The organism is Pectobacterium brasiliense (genome assembly GCF_016950255.1).
GTDB lineage: Bacteria > Pseudomonadota > Gammaproteobacteria > Enterobacterales > Enterobacteriaceae > Pectobacterium > Pectobacterium brasiliense.
Genome location: NZ_JACGFN010000003.1, coordinates 127,783 through 143,175, shown reverse-complemented (window position 1 = coordinate 143,175; position 15,393 = coordinate 127,783). Strand labels below are relative to the sequence as shown.

Annotated in this window: 16 protein-coding genes; 1 reads left to right on the top strand and 15 read right to left on the bottom strand. The window is 51.9% G+C overall.

Features of this window, described 5'->3' with window-relative positions:
• Positions 1-200: 200 nt before the first annotated feature.
• A complete protein-coding gene (locus H4F65_RS19930; protein ID WP_010277768.1) occupies positions 201-1,250 on the top strand; it encodes an asparaginase in 1,050 nt (349 codons plus the stop codon).
• 93 nt (positions 1,251-1,343) lie between these two features.
• Here the strand turns inward: H4F65_RS19930 and H4F65_RS19925 are convergent, their stop codons facing one another.
• From H4F65_RS19925 to H4F65_RS19855, 15 genes are all read right to left on the bottom strand, one after another.
• On the bottom strand, positions 1,344-1,898 hold the full coding sequence (locus H4F65_RS19925; RefSeq protein WP_010277770.1) for a hypothetical protein: 555 nt from the start codon (positions 1,896-1,898) through the stop codon (positions 1,344-1,346).
• Entirely contained in the window at positions 1,895-2,428 is a 534-nt protein-coding gene (locus H4F65_RS19920) for a carbapenem self-resistance protein CarG family protein (protein ID WP_010277774.1), read from the bottom strand. Before H4F65_RS19920 ends, H4F65_RS19925 begins: the two co-directional genes overlap by 4 nt.
• Positions 2,418-3,284 (bottom strand): formylglycine-generating enzyme family protein, encoded by an 867-nt coding sequence (locus tag H4F65_RS19915; protein ID WP_072014224.1) that lies wholly within the window; start codon positions 3,282-3,284, stop codon positions 2,418-2,420. The genes H4F65_RS19920 and H4F65_RS19915 overlap by 11 nt, the downstream gene beginning before the upstream one ends.
• Positions 3,278-3,556: a 2Fe-2S iron-sulfur cluster-binding protein gene (locus H4F65_RS19910; protein WP_010277792.1), complete on the bottom strand. Its 279-nt coding sequence runs from the start codon at positions 3,554-3,556 to the stop codon at positions 3,278-3,280. The genes H4F65_RS19915 and H4F65_RS19910 overlap by 7 nt, the downstream gene beginning before the upstream one ends.
• Entirely contained in the window at positions 3,556-4,686 is a 1,131-nt protein-coding gene (gene carD / locus H4F65_RS19905) for a carbapenem biosynthesis protein CarD (RefSeq protein ID WP_010277797.1), read from the bottom strand. Before carD ends, H4F65_RS19910 begins: the two co-directional genes overlap by 1 nt.
• A 54-nt stretch (positions 4,687-4,740) precedes the next feature.
• Positions 4,741-5,562, bottom strand: a complete 822-nt coding sequence (locus tag H4F65_RS19900) for a TauD/TfdA dioxygenase family protein (protein WP_010277801.1) — start codon at positions 5,560-5,562, stop codon at positions 4,741-4,743.
• Positions 5,563-5,576: 14 nt separating this feature from the next.
• Positions 5,577-6,329, bottom strand: coding sequence for a carboxymethylproline synthase (gene carB / locus H4F65_RS19895; RefSeq protein ID WP_010277805.1), 753 nt, complete (start codon positions 6,327-6,329; stop codon positions 5,577-5,579).
• A gap of 2 nt (positions 6,330-6,331) precedes the next feature.
• A complete protein-coding gene (gene carA / locus H4F65_RS22025; RefSeq protein WP_010277808.1) occupies positions 6,332-7,843 on the bottom strand; it encodes a carbapenam-3-carboxylate synthase in 1,512 nt (503 codons plus the stop codon).
• Positions 7,844-8,024: 181 nt separating this feature from the next.
• On the bottom strand, positions 8,025-8,759 hold the full coding sequence (carR, locus tag H4F65_RS19885) for a carbapenem biosynthesis transcriptional regulator CarR (protein WP_010277812.1): 735 nt from the start codon (positions 8,757-8,759) through the stop codon (positions 8,025-8,027).
• A gap of 393 nt (positions 8,760-9,152) precedes the next feature.
• Positions 9,153-10,592, bottom strand: coding sequence for an FtsX-like permease family protein (locus H4F65_RS19880; protein ID WP_010277817.1), 1,440 nt, complete (start codon positions 10,590-10,592; stop codon positions 9,153-9,155).
• On the bottom strand, positions 10,589-11,281 hold the full coding sequence (locus tag H4F65_RS19875; protein ID WP_010277821.1) for an ABC transporter ATP-binding protein: 693 nt from the start codon (positions 11,279-11,281) through the stop codon (positions 10,589-10,591). The genes H4F65_RS19880 and H4F65_RS19875 overlap by 4 nt, the downstream gene beginning before the upstream one ends.
• 8 nt (positions 11,282-11,289) lie before the next feature.
• Complete coding sequence (locus H4F65_RS19870) at positions 11,290-11,769, bottom strand: hypothetical protein (protein ID WP_010277825.1); 480 nt, start codon at positions 11,767-11,769, stop codon at positions 11,290-11,292.
• Positions 11,770-11,781: 12 nt separating this feature from the next.
• The gene (locus H4F65_RS19865; protein ID WP_010277828.1) at positions 11,782-13,527 is read right to left on the bottom strand and encodes an alkaline phosphatase; all 1,746 of its coding nucleotides are present in this window, start codon (positions 13,525-13,527) and stop codon (positions 11,782-11,784) included.
• Positions 13,528-13,651: 124 nt separating this feature from the next.
• The gene (locus H4F65_RS19860) at positions 13,652-14,635 is read right to left on the bottom strand and encodes a GlxA family transcriptional regulator (RefSeq protein WP_010277830.1); all 984 of its coding nucleotides are present in this window, start codon (positions 14,633-14,635) and stop codon (positions 13,652-13,654) included.
• Positions 14,636-14,741: 106 nt separating this feature from the next.
• A complete protein-coding gene (locus H4F65_RS19855) occupies positions 14,742-15,356 on the bottom strand; it encodes a LysE family translocator (RefSeq protein WP_010277832.1) in 615 nt (204 codons plus the stop codon).
• Positions 15,357-15,393: the final 37 nt, after the last annotated feature.

Here is a 15,393-nt window from a genome sequence, read left to right as displayed (position 1 = left end):
ATTATCGGCACAGCTTTTCCTCTCATCCCATTCACTGCCACCGTGCTCACCATTGCAGTGCAATACAGCCGCCAGCGCCCCACGCTATGCACCAAAGCAAAGACTCTCCGTGATTAATTAGCTGGATAATAGATAAATAAGCATTGGTATAGAAGTTGCTTTTGTTCTTGCTTTCCAATGACAAAAACAAGGACCTGCTAATGCAACTCTCATTCATCGCTCGCACCATCACCGCCGCTTGCCTGATGCTGTCGTCTCATGCCCTGCTGGCCGATGACACCAAACCTGGCGTTACGATATACGCAACCGGCGGCACCATCGCCGGAAAGGCAGAATCCAACACGGATACGACAGGCTATAAGGCGGGCGCGATCGGCATTCAGGAACTGCTGAACGCGGTACCCACTATTGGCGATGTCGCGACGGTGACCGGTGAGCAAATCGCCAACACTGCCAGCGGAAATATCGATCAGGCTATTCTGTTGAAGCTATCCAAAGCGATTAGCAAACAGTTAAGCGATGCAAACACACACGGCGTCGTTGTGACTCACGGCACCGATACGTTGGAAGAGACGGCGTTCTTTTTGGATCTGACGGTAAAAAGCGAGAAACCGGTAGTTATCGTTGGCGCGATGCGTCCCGCTACCGCCATCAGTGCAGACGGTTCTATGAACCTGCTGGAAGCCGTCACGCTGGCGACCAGCAAGAACGCGGAAAAACGCGGCGCGATGGTGCTGCTGAATGACCGCATCGGCTCTGCCTTCTACACCACCAAAACCAATGCCACGTCGCTGGACACATTCAAAGCCAATGAACAAGGCTATCTCGGTGCCTTCTACGGCGGTGTTCCGCGCTTCTTCTACCAGCCAGCCGCTCCCGAAAACAAACCGTTCTTTGACGTAAGTAATAAGGAAACACTGGCGAAGGTCGACATTCTGTACGGCTATCAGGATCAAGACAGCGGCCTGCTGAATGCCGCGATTGAACAGGGCGCAAAAGGGATCATTATCGCGGGTAGCGGTAACGGTTCTACGCCAACGCGTATCAAAGAAGACATCAAGAAAGCGGTGGCCAAAGGCATTCCGGTGGTGATCAGCACACGCACTGGCAACGGCTATGTAACGGATAAGAAGAAAGACGGTGCTATCGGCAGTGGATTCTACAACCCGCAGAAAGCCCGCATTCTGCTCTCTCTGGCGTTGTCTAACGGCGACGATATCGAGAAAATCCGCGGCTATTTCGAGCAGTAATCACAGGGATAGACGATAACAATGGGGTATCCCGCAGTATGAACCTGTCGGGATACCTTTTCAAAACAAGGAATTATTTTCACCAGGATCGAGTTAGTAATCCAGTTCTACCGGCACAGGGTAATCCTGCAATTTGGCCGCCCCACCTAACGTCTCACGAATCGTAGCGGAATAACGCGTGGTTTGCATTCCACCGACAAGATTATCCAACTCGCTAAAGGCAAAGCGTAACGAACGGTTATGAGCCCAACTTTCCAACGATGTCAGATGATAAGTGAAATACACCACCGTCAGTTCCTGATTCACACGATCGATTCTCTCAATACGGCTCACTTGCATACGACCATAGCAAAGGTCGCCATGTTGGCGCCAATTCTTCTCACCTACAGGCGATAACCGATATGCCTTTCCTGTTCCTTCAGGCGTCGCGTATGCCAGCCCCGCGTCCACCAGCGCATGCAACCGTCCACTGTTCCAGGGGGAATCACCTTTAGGACTATGAACCGGCCACTGCTTTTCGCCCAGACACAGCGGCGGTTCTGCATCAAAAAACTCCTGTACGCGTTGCTGGTAATCCTGCTCACTGAGTTGCGCCCACGCCCCGAAGGATGCCAATAGCCCGAATACGATTAATACCGATATTTTCATTTTGCCAGCATCGCCTCATTCACTTCCTTGTAGGCCTCATCGACCGATTGGTAGGTATTTTGTGTTACCACACGCTTGCGCTCCGACCATTCATAGAGTGGTACACCGGGATCGTCCCGTGAGGCTTTAAAGTCGTAAATTGTTAAAACGACTTTTGTGGGATCAAAGACGTTTTCCCCCTGCTTCCTTGCCGTCACCAGAAAGTAATGCTTTCCAGACAGGAATAACCGATTGTCCTGCACCAGAAAATCCGCCGCAGCGGACAGGCGATAGTCGAACCAGGTAAACGTATTGCTGTTGGCTACCGGCATAATGCTATGCCCACCGTCTGGACGGCGGACAAAAAAGGTCATCCCGAGATTAGGATGCGAGGTATTGTTGTCAAACTGGGCAACAACGACATAATCGTTCCCACCGTCCTGATTGAGATCCAGCCGATTGATGCCGTCTTTCAATGTCACAGGAGAGAGTGCAGCAGCCGTGCTGCTAATGGCACAGAGCGCCAGCCACCCTACGAATTTATTGACCATCAAGTGTCCTTACTAGTCGAAAACCAATATCCGGCATGAAAAAACCGGGCGTGTGCAGATCGCAGCTAGCAAGACTGTGCGTGCGTTCCAGATAACTTCCGCCACAAAAGTAGTACATGGTTTTTCCGCCTTCCACCGCATAAGACTCATTCAACCACTCAGACACATTGCCGCTCATATCATAAAGCCCCAGAGCATTGGGACGCTTCGAGGCCACAGGCACCGTGCCGAATGATTGAGAGTCAGAAGGAAAATGCGCCACACTGTCCGGCTGTTCGCTACCGGCATAGCGCTGTCCGTACGTCCCCTGCGCCAGACCCTTCTTTCCGCCTCTGGCTGCCACTTGCCATTCCGCCAGCGTCGGCAAACGGTAACCCGAAGCCTGCGGATTCTCACGTATGGCCTTTTCACTGCCATCATCCGGCGCGCGTTTTAGCGTTTTGCCGTCTGCTGTCAGATAGTAAGGCGGCAGCCGTTCCCGTTCACTCAGCGCATTAGCGAAAATCAGTGCATCCCACCACGACACATTGGTGACAGGATGAAGGCTGGCGTCCTGTTCAGGCGGCAAGCAATCCTCAAAAGTGGCGCCGTTACAACCACCGCTGAGCTGATAACCGTGCGCATCAGCCCACTCAAGCAAAGCATGGTATTGCTGATAGGTGATTTCCGTTTTCGTCATGGCAAAAGATGCGACAGACGTGTTGGTATGGGCGGCATAGTCTTCCGAGCCGAAGACCGATCCAACATAGAAATTGCCACCTTTGACAGCCACCTCGTCAGGAACAGCATTCACCGCTCGAGCATTGAAGAGGGGGAAAGCACAGCAAAGTCCAACGATTAGCGTTTTCTTCAGCATGACGATACAGGTTCAATTTCGAGGTTAGAGAGCGGCACGGAACAGCAAGGTAGAATGTAACCATCAGCGATATCTTTACGTGAGATCCCACCAGAATGATCCATGTTGACGTTGCCGGACGTCAGACGCACCTTGCAAACACCGCAGTAACCAGAAGCACAGCGATAAGGCAATTCGACACCAGCTTCATAGGCTGAACTGAGCACGCTTTCATCCTCCGACACGGGGAAACCGATAGCCGTATCGCGAATATGACAATGAAATTTTGACATTACATCCCTCCTACGAGACGGCGCAGCAACTCCTTCTGCAAGAGTTTATTTTCCTTTTTGAAGGTTGCCGAGGCAACAGCGTTCTCTTCAATCCTGCGGAGTAAATAGGGCAACGACTTATCGAGCGGACCGTAAGGCAGGTATTTGCACACGCGGAAACCGGTTTGCAGCAGCGAATAAGTAATATGATCGCCCAGCCCGTAAAGCTGACCTACCCAGGTGCGCCCCGCGCGTAGCGACTCACTCGACATAATCAAGGCGAGGCTTTCCTCGTTGTGCGTGGCGAAAAACGGTGCGATTCGATCCAGACGCAGTGCAATGTAATCCACCGCCGCGTTATAGCTACGATCGGTTTCCTGTTTGGTTGCAAAGCAGCGCACGCCACCGTTCACTCGTTTCTCTTCTTCCAGATAAGCACCGCGTACTACTTTCACGCCGAACAGAAAATTATCCTGACAGGCTCGCTGATAGCATTCGTCGAGAAAACGCAGTTGATCCTTTAGATAAAATTGCAGCGTCAGCGTGATCACCGCACTCTCGCGGTTAAATTCACGCATCATGTCTAGAACCAAACGATCCACTGCAGGCTGAATCGCGGTCTGCTCCGCATCAACCATCACACGCACGCCATGAGAGCGGGCATAATCGAACAGACATGAGAAACGCGTAACGATGCGTGACCATGCGCTGGCGAATGCCTCATCCAGCGCGAGCCCTTCACTTTGCCGGGCATACACGGCAACACTCCCCAGCGACGACGGTTTAATCACGACAAAAGGCAGGCTATCCGTCTGCTGCGACATCTCGATGAGGCGCAGCGTATTTTCCATTGCCTTATCGAACTGCGTCTCGTCATTTTCCCCTTCCACGGCGTAGTCCAGTACGCAAGCAATGCCAGAGCGTGCCAGAAAAGTTGCTGTACTCTGAACCTCTTCCAGCGTTTCTCCGCCAAAATAAATGCTGTTAACCAGAGAGAAAAGGCGTCCCCGTGGCCGGGCAAGGCACTTTTTCAACGTAAAAAGCGACAGCCGACGTGTCAGTCTGTGCGTTAGCGTCGCTGTCGCACAGTATTTAAAAAACAGGGTCCTTGACGTGTAACGATTGTAGATAGCGTAAAGATCGTTAGGCATGATGGTTCCAGATCCATATCAATCCGGCACGTTTTCGCGCCGGAATCATGAGAGTTAGATATCGGCGGTTTGTCCGCGATACAGACGACGTACGATGTCGTCATCGTTAAACTCTTCACGCTCATGAATGACACGACGGTTGTCCATAATCAGCAGGTCACCATCTTCCCAGAAGTGTTTGTAGTAGTAGCGTGGCTGTTTTAAAAACGCCCCGAGTTCCTGGAAGAATGCCTGGGTTTCATGATCGGTGAAACCGACAATCCGCGGCTCCCAGCTAGCCGGTTGTCCTTCATCAAATGGAAAATAAATCAGCATCTTTCTGACCCATCCCAAATCGGTGAAGACCGGCACCTTGAACCAACCGTCTGGCGAAACATCCACGTAATAGCCCCGCTCCAGCACGCGAACTTCGAACGTTTCCTCTTCCAGTACGCGCAGAAGGTGAGCAGGCATTTCCTGACAAGCCAGAGCATGGTCGCATACCGTTGTTGCGCCACGGAATTTGACGTTTTTAATCTCGGCCGCGTAGAGGAAAACCTGATCCACCTGTGACAGCAGCAGGCCACCATCAGCGTGGAAGGGAAGTTGACCACGTCCGGTAACGATTTTTCCTTTTTCCCCTTCCAGTTTCAACGTATCGCGATAGCCGAAACCTACGCCGATCTTTTCATCCGCATACTCCACGATCGTACCGTAAGCCGAGTAGATATCGCGGAATGTGTCACCATCAATATCGAGATTTTTGACCACGACAAATCCCTGACGCATCAGTAATTTTTTAATCGTCTCTGTCTTGGCTTCGAGAAAGTCCCGATGATCGATATACGCGCCAAAACCGGACGCCATGACCGGATTAAACTTCACTATTTCGCTCATTTTCTTCCTTATCCTCAGTATTTTTTGCCAAGCACATTTTTGAAATGTCCCTGAGCATCACGAGCCTGAAACGCTGCCTTATGGACAGCTTTGGAAGCGTCACGGGTTTGTTCCAGTAGATGGATGAACGGTTTGTTGACCGCTCGTTTCGTATTGATGAATGCAGAAGCCGGGTAGCTGGCCATCACGTGCGCCTGTGTGATAGCAGCATCCAGCAGCGCACTGCTCTCCACCACCTGATTAACCAGCCGATAGTCCACACAGCGTGGAGCATCGAGCGATTGGCACTGGTAGATAATTTCCTGCATTGTGCTAAATCCGTGGGTGAACCCCAGAATGGCCGCCCCGACCGAGCACCCGATACCATGCTTAAGTTCCGGCATCACAAAATTTGCTGTCGACGCCATCAGTCTCTGGTCAAACATCAGGGCGAACTGGAAACCCATACCAATCGCATAGCCATCCACCGCTGCGATCGTCGGTTTATTCACATTCAGGACGGCCTGATACAGATCAATCACGCGGTCAATCCACTCTTCGATGTCCTCGCTGCGCGATAACTGCTTAACTTCGTTGAAATCTCCGCCAGCGGAAAAGGAACGCTCGGCCCCGCCATACACCACGACAGCTCGTACGCTTTCGTCAGCGTTGGCTCGCGCCAGCGCGTCCTTCACGCTGGTTTCCAGCGAACGACTAAAGGGGTTATGCTTGTTCGGATGATCGAGCGTGATCACACGGATCTCACCGGAATTCTCTTCCAAAACCATAGTTAATCCTTTTTAATCAGATCTTTAAGCTGAGAGGGCGTCACATCTGTAATGGAGAGACGGCCACGAAGGAAGGCTTGATAAACACGGTAGGTAAAGCGACTTTTGGTCTGGTAGTTATCAACCGTTGACCCGAGAACATTCGCAAAGGCCTGATTGACGGAGGAACCTTCGTGAATGCCGATTTTCTTGCGCCAGACAATGTCTTTCGGCAGCAATTGCAGCGAATCGGCGTATTCACGCAGGATATTTTTGACTTCGTTGTCGAAAATTTTGTAATCAGGATGTAGCGCATGACACAGAGAGATTAGGGAGTGGCTCCAGAAGGGGTGACGAATATCAATGCCGTAACGGGAAGCGCCGTGGGTAGCAAACTCCCCTGTCCAACGCGTCCGGTACACTTGCTCGGCAAGCAGCTGATTCGGATTGTCATACTGCGCTCCCGGCTTCAGTATGCCGCCAAAGAGCAGGTCGGAACCATATCCGGTGAGCATGCAGGACACCTGCCCCTGCGCCTGGCGATAGACATTGAACAACCCAGATTGGATTTCAGCGGATAAGCCGTCAAATATTTCGTTGTAATAGATGGATTCGATGATGCCGTTGATCACTTCAGTTTCGGACAGAATTTTCACCTGATGATGTGTACCGAGTGCATCAGCAACCTGTTGAGAAAACTCAAACTCATTGCTGAGTTCCGTCCCAATCGAATACGTATTCAATTGTTTGAAATGACGACTGGCGAGCGCCGTTACCAGGCTGGAATCCAGACCGCCTGACAAGGGAATCCCTACGGTATCAAAGCGCGGCGCTAAATCCTCAAGCGGCGCATTAAGGTAGCGATCAATCAATGCCAGCAGCGGTTCACGCGGAAGCGCTAACAATTGGTTGCTGGCTGGTGTGGTCAGCGTGCGGCTTTCAACGAAAGAATAACCTTCGCTATCGTGCGTAAGGACATGCACCGCTCCCGGCTTAAGACGCTGCGCATTTTTCACCGGCGTATAGGTATCCGCCCGCATCAGTGACTGGCACACCAACGCCTCTTCTTCAAACCACAGCGCGTCTTCACCTTCTGCCGCAGTAACCAGTTTAAGGCTATTGGTCATCCAGGTTTTTTTGCCCTGTACGACATGAACCGGCGAGAAACCACGCGACTCGGTAATTACCGTTAATTCGCCGTTTGGTTCATCAATGAAAAAGCAGAAGTCACCTTCAGCCAGCGCCAGTGCATTCGCTCCCAGACGCGTGAACAGCAACGCTAACAGCTCGGCATCATTTGCCAGATAAGCTTCGCCTTCCCACACGCCGGCCAATCCGATCAGAAACGTCCGATTGTACAGCGAGCCTATTAGGTAGGCCGATCCTCTTTCCATCTGACACTTCTGATAATGGCCATTCTGTTCGATAAAAAGATAGCCATTAGATAATGCTTCACCCTTTCCGTCGAAGTCGCGTTGGATATTATTTATATCGGTATCAGAACCTTTATAAACAACGCAAAAACTATTGCTCACAGTAATAACCCTTACCTTAATAACAACATGAGAGAAAACAACGTTTGAATTCGTCACGTATCATAGAAAAGGCAAAGGTAAATATTAACCATGTAAAAGTTCAGCTAATGTATTTCTTTTAGATAGGGAGTAACTATTCTTTTGGATAGGTTCCTCCCTATTTAGCAAGCATTAATACACGCTAACGGGCGTCCATATGCTTCATCACTACAGGCTCACAGGGGGAATGGAAAAGATTTAACTCAAGTGCTTTAGTTATAGCATGGCGGGAATTGATAACATCCAATTTACGGACTGAGTTGTTAATGTGGAACTTAACGGTGACCTCACTAATACCTAATATACGAGAAACCTCTTTGTAAGTTCGTCCACTACTAACCAGGAAAAGCACTTCGGTTTCACGCGGAGAGAGTAAGGCATTTCTTGAATTATCGGGGGGGTTATCTTGAACGTTGATAGCACGCTGATATGCCATCACTTTTTCATGTACATTCACAAGTAACATCTGCAAATCATTTTCATGATTCTTCATACATTTTTCGAAATTCGCATCTTCCAGGTGATTCGCTATACTCAGTGTCGCCACATTATTATCATGGTCGTGCAAAACAAAGGTATAACCTGAACTTATATCGTGCTGCACGGAAGAAATAAAAACATCCTGATTCTTGGCTCTTAGCGTCACAAGATCATTATCATCCCAAGAAAACGGCGTGATCCGAGCTAATGAGGCAACAATGATAGGATCACTCAGAAACATCTCTTTTTTTATATACTCCTTCATCCATGCTTCGGGATAATTCGAAATAATATAAGGTTGGCTGGTAGAGTTTTTACTCATCATAAAATAAGAAAACCATACATCACCGACTCCTTTCAGCTTCCTTTTGATAAAGGAATGGATTTCATGATCCATATTACCCTCTCTTACCGACTTTGCTCAAAGATTAAAAGATCAACTTTTTCCCAGAGAGTAGATATAATTATTTTTAGTTACACCAGATATAATCACTAAGATTTAACAAGGCCGAAAGTTATCAATTAAGATACAATCCGTCAACATTTTATATACATAGCCCAACCAAATAATAATTAATATAGTTACTATTTTTAGAAATATTATTTATGGAAATAAGTAATAGTATTGCTGCTCGTTACTGATCCCAAGCCATAATAACGAAGGGACGCAGGCCGTTGACTGAGTATGGGAATCGGAAGGGGTAAATAGGTAAGGAAAAAACAGCATCGGACGCAAAAACTACAGGTCCGATGCCATTACAGCTTAGTTTTGCGACTAAGTCGTAACCCATTACTCTCCACGCAGCGCTGTAGCAGGAGATTGACGGTAGGACAGCATCGCGGGAATGGTGAGCACCACGGCGGCGACCAGCAACAGGAGCAGGACGAAGTGGATGTCTTCCCATTCCAGCGTCACCGGCAGGACGAAGCCGCTTTTCTCACTCATCACCACCGCAATCGCACGGGCGGCAAGGTAGCCCAGACCGACTCCCAGCAGTACGCCGACGCTTACCAGCGACATCAACCCGCTCCAAATCAGCGTGAAAATGCCGTAGCGCGGCGCGCCAAAGGCACGCAGTGCGCCAATCTGTTTCTGCCGTTGCCGTAAGTGGATAACCGCCACCATCGCCACCGCGACGCCGACTAATCCCTGCGTTCCCAGCGAGATATAGGTCAGCAGTTCACGAATGTCGCCCAGCATCGAGTAGAGCTTCACCAGCACTTCGCCGGGGAACACCGCCAGCGTCGTGTTGTTGCGATACAGAGAACGCAGTTGATAAGCACCCGCGATCGTTTTCGGTTTAACGACAATAGCGGGCAACCCCGCCTGATGGGCGTGCCCGTGTGCTTCTGCTTCGCCGTGCTCGTCATCGTGTGACGCGGTTACCGGCTGAGCGACAGCATCATGACGATCACCGCTTTCCGCACCTTCCGCAGGATGGGCTTCGTTGTGATGTTCATCAGCATGCTGTTCGCCTTCCACCTGCGTGGTTTCATCATGATCATGAGAATGGCCGCCATGTTCACCTTCGTGCTCATGTGCGCCATGATCATGGTCGGTATGCTCGTTATGGTCGTGAGCATCGTGGTGTTCATCGTCCGCAGCATGAGGCGGATGGATACCGTGTACTCGCCACACCGCGTTCACTGGAACCAGAATCGCTTTATCCCACGCGCCGCCGTCAGCAGGTAAAACACCGACAACGGTGTAGGTAACATCATCATGCGCGTGCGCCCCTTCTGTCCCCACCTGACCATGGATCGGGCTAAAGGTACTCCCCACCGTCAGCCCCGTTTGCGCCCCTACCACGGCCTCAAAGCCGTCGTTGAACACGCGTCCGGTGGTGAGTTGCCGTTTACCGTTATCGGTGACCAACGGCGGCGTGGTGCCAACAATCGGCATCCCCTGATAGAAATCACCGAACGCGACTGGTGCCGCCCAGGCAACCAGCGGGTTCTTCTCCAGATCGGTCAGCACCTGCGCAGGAATCAGCGTCAGCGCCGACGGTTGCAGGAACACGGACGACAGCACCAGTTGGGTTTCGCTCCCCGGCGCGCCGATCACCAGATCGAAACGATCGGCAGCCTTGGCGCTGCCCATACGTAGCGCTCTTTCCTGCAAACTCACCGAAATACTTAACGCTGTCGCCACGGCGATCAGCAACACTACAACCAGCACGCCCGGCCAAAGCCGACGCCAGTCAACCCAGATAAGACGCCAAGGAATCATGCGCGAGCCTCCTGATACAGCGTGTCAGCCACGAGGCGTCCTTTTTCCAGTTGAATACAGCGCGACATTTGTGAAGCCAGACGTGCATCGTGCGTAATCGCGATAAGCGTCGCGCGACTCTCGCGCGCCAGCGTCACCAGCAGATCGGCAATCTGCTCACCGCTGTGCGCATCCAAACTGGCCGTGGGCTCATCGGCGATGATGATATCAGGCTTGCTGAGCAAGGCTCTTGCGACCGCTACCCGCTGCTTCTCGCCGCGTGATAGCACTTCAATCGGACGTTTCGCGGTATCCAGCCCGACCTGTGCCAGCAAATCTGCCGCCCGCAGCCTGAGCGCCGCAGGGATCCGCCAGTGGTGAAACTGCGCAGGCAGTAAGACGTTCTCTATCGCACTCAAGCCGGGGAACAGGTGGAAATCCTGCATTACCAGCCCGATATGCTGCGCCCGCCAGCGGTCGCGTTCCGCTTCGTTCATCTGCCAGATATCCTGTTTTTCCCACTGCACACAGCCCGTTCCGCTGTGATCCATCCCGGTAATAGCATTCACCAGCGTGGTCTTACCGGAACCGGAAGGCCCCATCACCGCGACCCGCTCGCCAGAACGAATCGACAGCGCGGGAATAGCCAGCACGGCCTCGGACGTATCGGGGAAGGTCACACTCAGGTGTTGAATCAATAACTCCGCCATCAGCGCTCCTAAAGGGTATCGAACGTGGCTTCACGCAGTCGCAGCAGGCTGACAAAACCCGTTTCAGGGTCGGTCCACGATCCGTGTTCCAGTACGCCTTCCACCTCAATCATGGTGTTGTTCTGTACGAAGGTCTGACGCTTGGCGAGGTAAACGACGAGGATATCTTCAGGCCAGTCCGCATCAGACGAACAGAAGGGGCACAGCGCCATCGGCATTTTGGTTAAGACAAAGAATTGTGACTCCGCCTTGAGGGGCGGTGCCATGAAGCCACGCATTTTTACCCGTTTGCCGGAGAGCGTTTTGACTTCATTGGAGAACTCCAGACCCAGCACGCCGTAAGAGGCGTACAGCTTGTCGAAGGAGAGTTCAGACTGCGCGGCTTTTACCGGGGCGATACCACCGATGAGGAGGAGCGCCAGCACCACGCGCAGCCAGGAGAATAAAAGCGGGGTCGCCCCCGCTTTGCTGCATTTCGCATTATTCATAGCGTCGTAGGATTACTTTTTGTCCTGCGGTTTCACCGCCAGTGCATCAACAATCACCCGGAACAGATCGGTGTTTTCCATGTAACCACGGATACGCTCTGCACCTGGGCCGCTCGCCTGAATCACCATGTCGTCAACGGCATGAACACCCGTGTCGGAAGAGCGTGGCAGGATCCCTTCGCGGAATACCGCGCCCGGCACTTTCTCATAGGCTTTGTTGGCGACATATTCATCTTTTTCGTTCTTGATAGCAGGAACGAACTGGTTATCCAGCTTCGGACGGAACGTCTCGTAATAGTCAGGGAAGTTGTTGAAGAACACCGCCAGACGTTTAGAAACGTTCAGGTCATCCGGGTAGCCGTCTTTGTTGGCATCCTTATAGTTCGGATAGCCCGCATCTTCATACACGCCAACCTTCTCACGCATCTCGGTGCCCGGCTTGCTGTCGTCCACAGTACCGATGATAGACAGGCCATGCGTATGGTCACCCGTCACGATAATCATCGTGTCTGGGTTTTTCTCGGCAAATTTCTTGGCGATGGCGACAGACTGATCCAGCATGATGGTGTTCGTGAAAGCACGTTCCCAATCCAGCGGGTGGGACGCTTTGTCGATCAGCGCAGATTCCACCATCAGGAAGAAGCCATCCTGGTTTTTGGACAGCACATCCAGCGCCGCCTGCGTCATGTCGGTCAGGTCAGGCTGGTTCGGGAATTTCTTGGCAACGTCATTTTTCAGGAAGCGACGATCCATCACGCCATCCATGTTGCCAGTGTGGAACAGCCCCAGCAGCTTGGTCGCCTGCGCAGCATTTTTCTTCAGTGAATCCGCATCGGTAACCAGTGAATAGCCCGCCTGCTGGAATTTCTCAACGTAGTTGGTTTCGTCTTTACGCTTAGAACCCGGCGTGCTTTTTGGCAGGAAATAGGCAGAACCGCCGCCCAGCATGACCGTAGGCTGCACGTTGTAGAACATCTCAACGATTTCGGCTTTATCCGCACGACGACGCGTGTGAGAGACGACCGCCGCTGGCGTAGCGTCTTGAAGTTCAGCATCGCTGACGACGCCGACAGACATTTTGGTAGAACGGGTTAACAGCTCACCCAGCGTTTCCTGCTTTGGGTGATCCAGTGAATTTTTGCTACGGCTGACGTAGACACCCAGCGCATTCACACCGGATTTGTGGCCGGTCATATAGGCGCTCATGGTGTTGGCGCTATCGGCCGCGATAGAGTCGGTACTGGACGTACCGGCAAACGCCATATATTGCAGGTCATCAATCGCCAGACGACCGTCCGCTTTCCCTTCCGTCACCCCTTTGGACAGGATGCGCGCGCCAGTGCGGTGCGCAACGGACAGGCCATCGCCGATGAACAGAATCACGTTTTTGGCTTTACGCGTGCCGGACGCGGAATACACGTCCCAGTTCACCTGCGTCTTTTTGCCTTTGGCTTCCGCCTCTACCACATACTTGCCCGCTTCCGGCAAGTTCACGTCTCGCAGCCAGATCGTGGACGCGTTGCCGCCGTCTTCACGCTCAACAAACGATGCCGTTTTGCCCAGCACCTGCTGGTAATCCTTGCCGTTGATCAGAATGCGAATATCTTCAGGCTTAAGTACTTCATCAAACTCGACTTTAAAATCGAATTTCCCGCCCGCCAACATGGTGGCGCGGTCAATGGGATAAATGGCCTGAGCCTGCACCATTCCTGGCAGCGCAGCAGAAATCAGTAAAGGCAGTAACCAGCGAGCTTTCATTGTTATGTCCTTGGTTGCGTAGTTTAGCAGGACATAACGTAGTTACCTTTTTTTACAGTTTGATGAATTTACCCATAAATTATTGCATCTACATCTATTTTCAATAACAAATACAATCTGGCTGTTACGTTTCAAATGCATTCTCCCGACGCCACTTTCCGGGCGCCATCCCCAGATGCTGCCGGAAAATACGGCTCAGATGACTGGGATCGGCAAAGCCGGTATCTGCCGCAATTTGGGACAAGGTGCGGGAAGTCCGCAGCATCAGCCAACAGGCCTGAGCGATCTTCATGTCCATGTACGTCTGCTGGATGGTACGGCCAATGCGCTTTTGCAGCGATCTATCCAGCTGTCTCCGCGACAGGCCGCTGCGCTGAGCAATATCCTCAGAAGTTAGCCTGCTTGCCAGACTCTGGCGCATGATAGTCAGCGCCCGTCGTACCGACGTCGGCGCGCCTTCAAGCTCAGGGCTGTTCCATGTCAGGCTAGACGGAGGAACAAACCCACCGACCAACATATCTGACAATCCCTTGATAGCCCGTTCTCTTCCCAGCTTTTTTTCCAGCAGAAAGGCTGCCAGCTCGATGGTGGCACTGCCGCCGGGGCAGGAATAGATACCGCCTTCCTCCATGACGTTCCTGTCCGTAACGGGGGTAATAGACGGAAAAAGCGCTTTAAACTCACCAAAATGACGCCAGTGAACCAGAATGCGTTTGCCAGAAAACCCCGTCTCCGCAAGCAGAAAGGCGGCATTATCGACACTCACCAGCGGGATCTTGCTGCGCCGAAGGTGCCGCAGCAAGGGGAGATAAGAGGCGGTATCAGACATGACTTTGGCGGGTGTATTCCCACCGAAAATGACGAAATAATCGCAGTTTTCAGCATGGATTTTCCGCGCTGAAACCGCCTCGTCTGGCACCAGCACGGCCCCACAGCTGGCTTTCACAGGCTGGTTATCCAGCGTCGTCAGCGTCCAGGAACAGTTCACCTGACGACTATAGTCTTCCTCATCGCTGGAGAACCGCAGCTTATCGAGAAATCCACCGACCGACAGAAGGGAAAAACCCGGCATCAGCAGCAGAACGAATTTTATCTGGGGATTGACCATGTTACGCCTGCTCAAAAAGCGGATCGCGACAACGCAATCCAGACAGAGATAACCCTATTTTAACGCTCAGCGAGGGAAAGCGGCTTTTTAGCGCAAGACCCACCGCTTACTGCATAAACAACACCAGTCCGCCAATCGTCATAAAGATGGCACCGCAAACCATGCTAAAGGCTTTGCCATGCTCTGCAAGATAAACCCGAAATCGCCCCGCCGTTAGGTTGATAGCCAGTTCAACCAGAAACTCCACGGCGACAAAGGTGGCAACCATCACGACAAATTGCAGCAATGTGTCCTTTGTCGGATCGATAAATTGAGAGAGAAACGCCCCAAAGAATAAAAAGACTTTCGGATTCGCCCCTGCCGACGCGGCACCCTGAGTAAAAAGGGATAACCGATTTATTGATGCCACCACTGGCGCAGATTCACTGATAGGCAGCGTCCTTAACCGCCACTGCCTGAAACCCAGCCAGATAAGATACATGCCGCCGGCAAATTTTATGTAAGTCAGGAAAGCAGGGTACATGGTAAGCAACACGTCAATGCCAAACAGGGACACAACCATCAGCAGCGCGAAGGCCAGTATGCCACCCCAAATGGTATACAGGGTGATAGCAGGCCCGAATCGAATACTGTGCGTGATGACCAGTAACGCATTCGGCCCAGGGGTCAGAGCAAGGCCGCAACAGGCAAGTGCGAAGTAAAACCATACTGTGATGTCCATAACCTCTCCTCTTTTACAGAGGTATTAGAGCGAACTG

What these genes read in the sequence shown, in the direction of transcription:
- H4F65_RS19930 (WP_010277768.1), top strand. Translation starts at nt 201, where the DNA reads ATGCAACTCTCATTCATCGCTCGCACCATCACCGCCGCTTGCCTGATG.
- H4F65_RS19925 (WP_010277770.1), bottom strand. Translation starts at nt 1,898, where the DNA reads ATGAAAATATCGGTATTAATCGTATTCGGGCTATTGGCATCCTTCGGG.
- H4F65_RS19920 (WP_010277774.1), bottom strand. Translation starts at nt 2,428, where the DNA reads ATGGTCAATAAATTCGTAGGGTGGCTGGCGCTCTGTGCCATTAGCAGC.
- H4F65_RS19915 (WP_072014224.1), bottom strand. Translation starts at nt 3,284, where the DNA reads ATGCTGAAGAAAACGCTAATCGTTGGACTTTGCTGTGCTTTCCCCCTC.
- H4F65_RS19910 (WP_010277792.1), bottom strand. Translation starts at nt 3,556, where the DNA reads ATGTCAAAATTTCATTGTCATATTCGCGATACGGCTATCGGTTTCCCC.
- carD (WP_010277797.1), bottom strand. Translation starts at nt 4,686, where the DNA reads ATGCCTAACGATCTTTACGCTATCTACAATCGTTACACGTCAAGGACC.
- H4F65_RS19900 (WP_010277801.1), bottom strand. Translation starts at nt 5,562, where the DNA reads ATGAGCGAAATAGTGAAGTTTAATCCGGTCATGGCGTCCGGTTTTGGC.
- carB (WP_010277805.1), bottom strand. Translation starts at nt 6,329, where the DNA reads ATGGTTTTGGAAGAGAATTCCGGTGAGATCCGTGTGATCACGCTCGAT.
- carR (WP_010277812.1), bottom strand. Translation starts at nt 8,759, where the DNA reads ATGGATCATGAAATCCATTCCTTTATCAAAAGGAAGCTGAAAGGAGTC.
- H4F65_RS19880 (WP_010277817.1), bottom strand. Translation starts at nt 10,592, where the DNA reads ATGATTCCTTGGCGTCTTATCTGGGTTGACTGGCGTCGGCTTTGGCCG.
- H4F65_RS19875 (WP_010277821.1), bottom strand. Translation starts at nt 11,281, where the DNA reads ATGGCGGAGTTATTGATTCAACACCTGAGTGTGACCTTCCCCGATACG.
- H4F65_RS19870 (WP_010277825.1), bottom strand. Translation starts at nt 11,769, where the DNA reads ATGAATAATGCGAAATGCAGCAAAGCGGGGGCGACCCCGCTTTTATTC.
- H4F65_RS19865 (WP_010277828.1), bottom strand. Translation starts at nt 13,527, where the DNA reads ATGAAAGCTCGCTGGTTACTGCCTTTACTGATTTCTGCTGCGCTGCCA.
- H4F65_RS19860 (WP_010277830.1), bottom strand. Translation starts at nt 14,635, where the DNA reads ATGGTCAATCCCCAGATAAAATTCGTTCTGCTGCTGATGCCGGGTTTT.
- H4F65_RS19855 (WP_010277832.1), bottom strand. Translation starts at nt 15,356, where the DNA reads ATGGACATCACAGTATGGTTTTACTTCGCACTTGCCTGTTGCGGCCTT.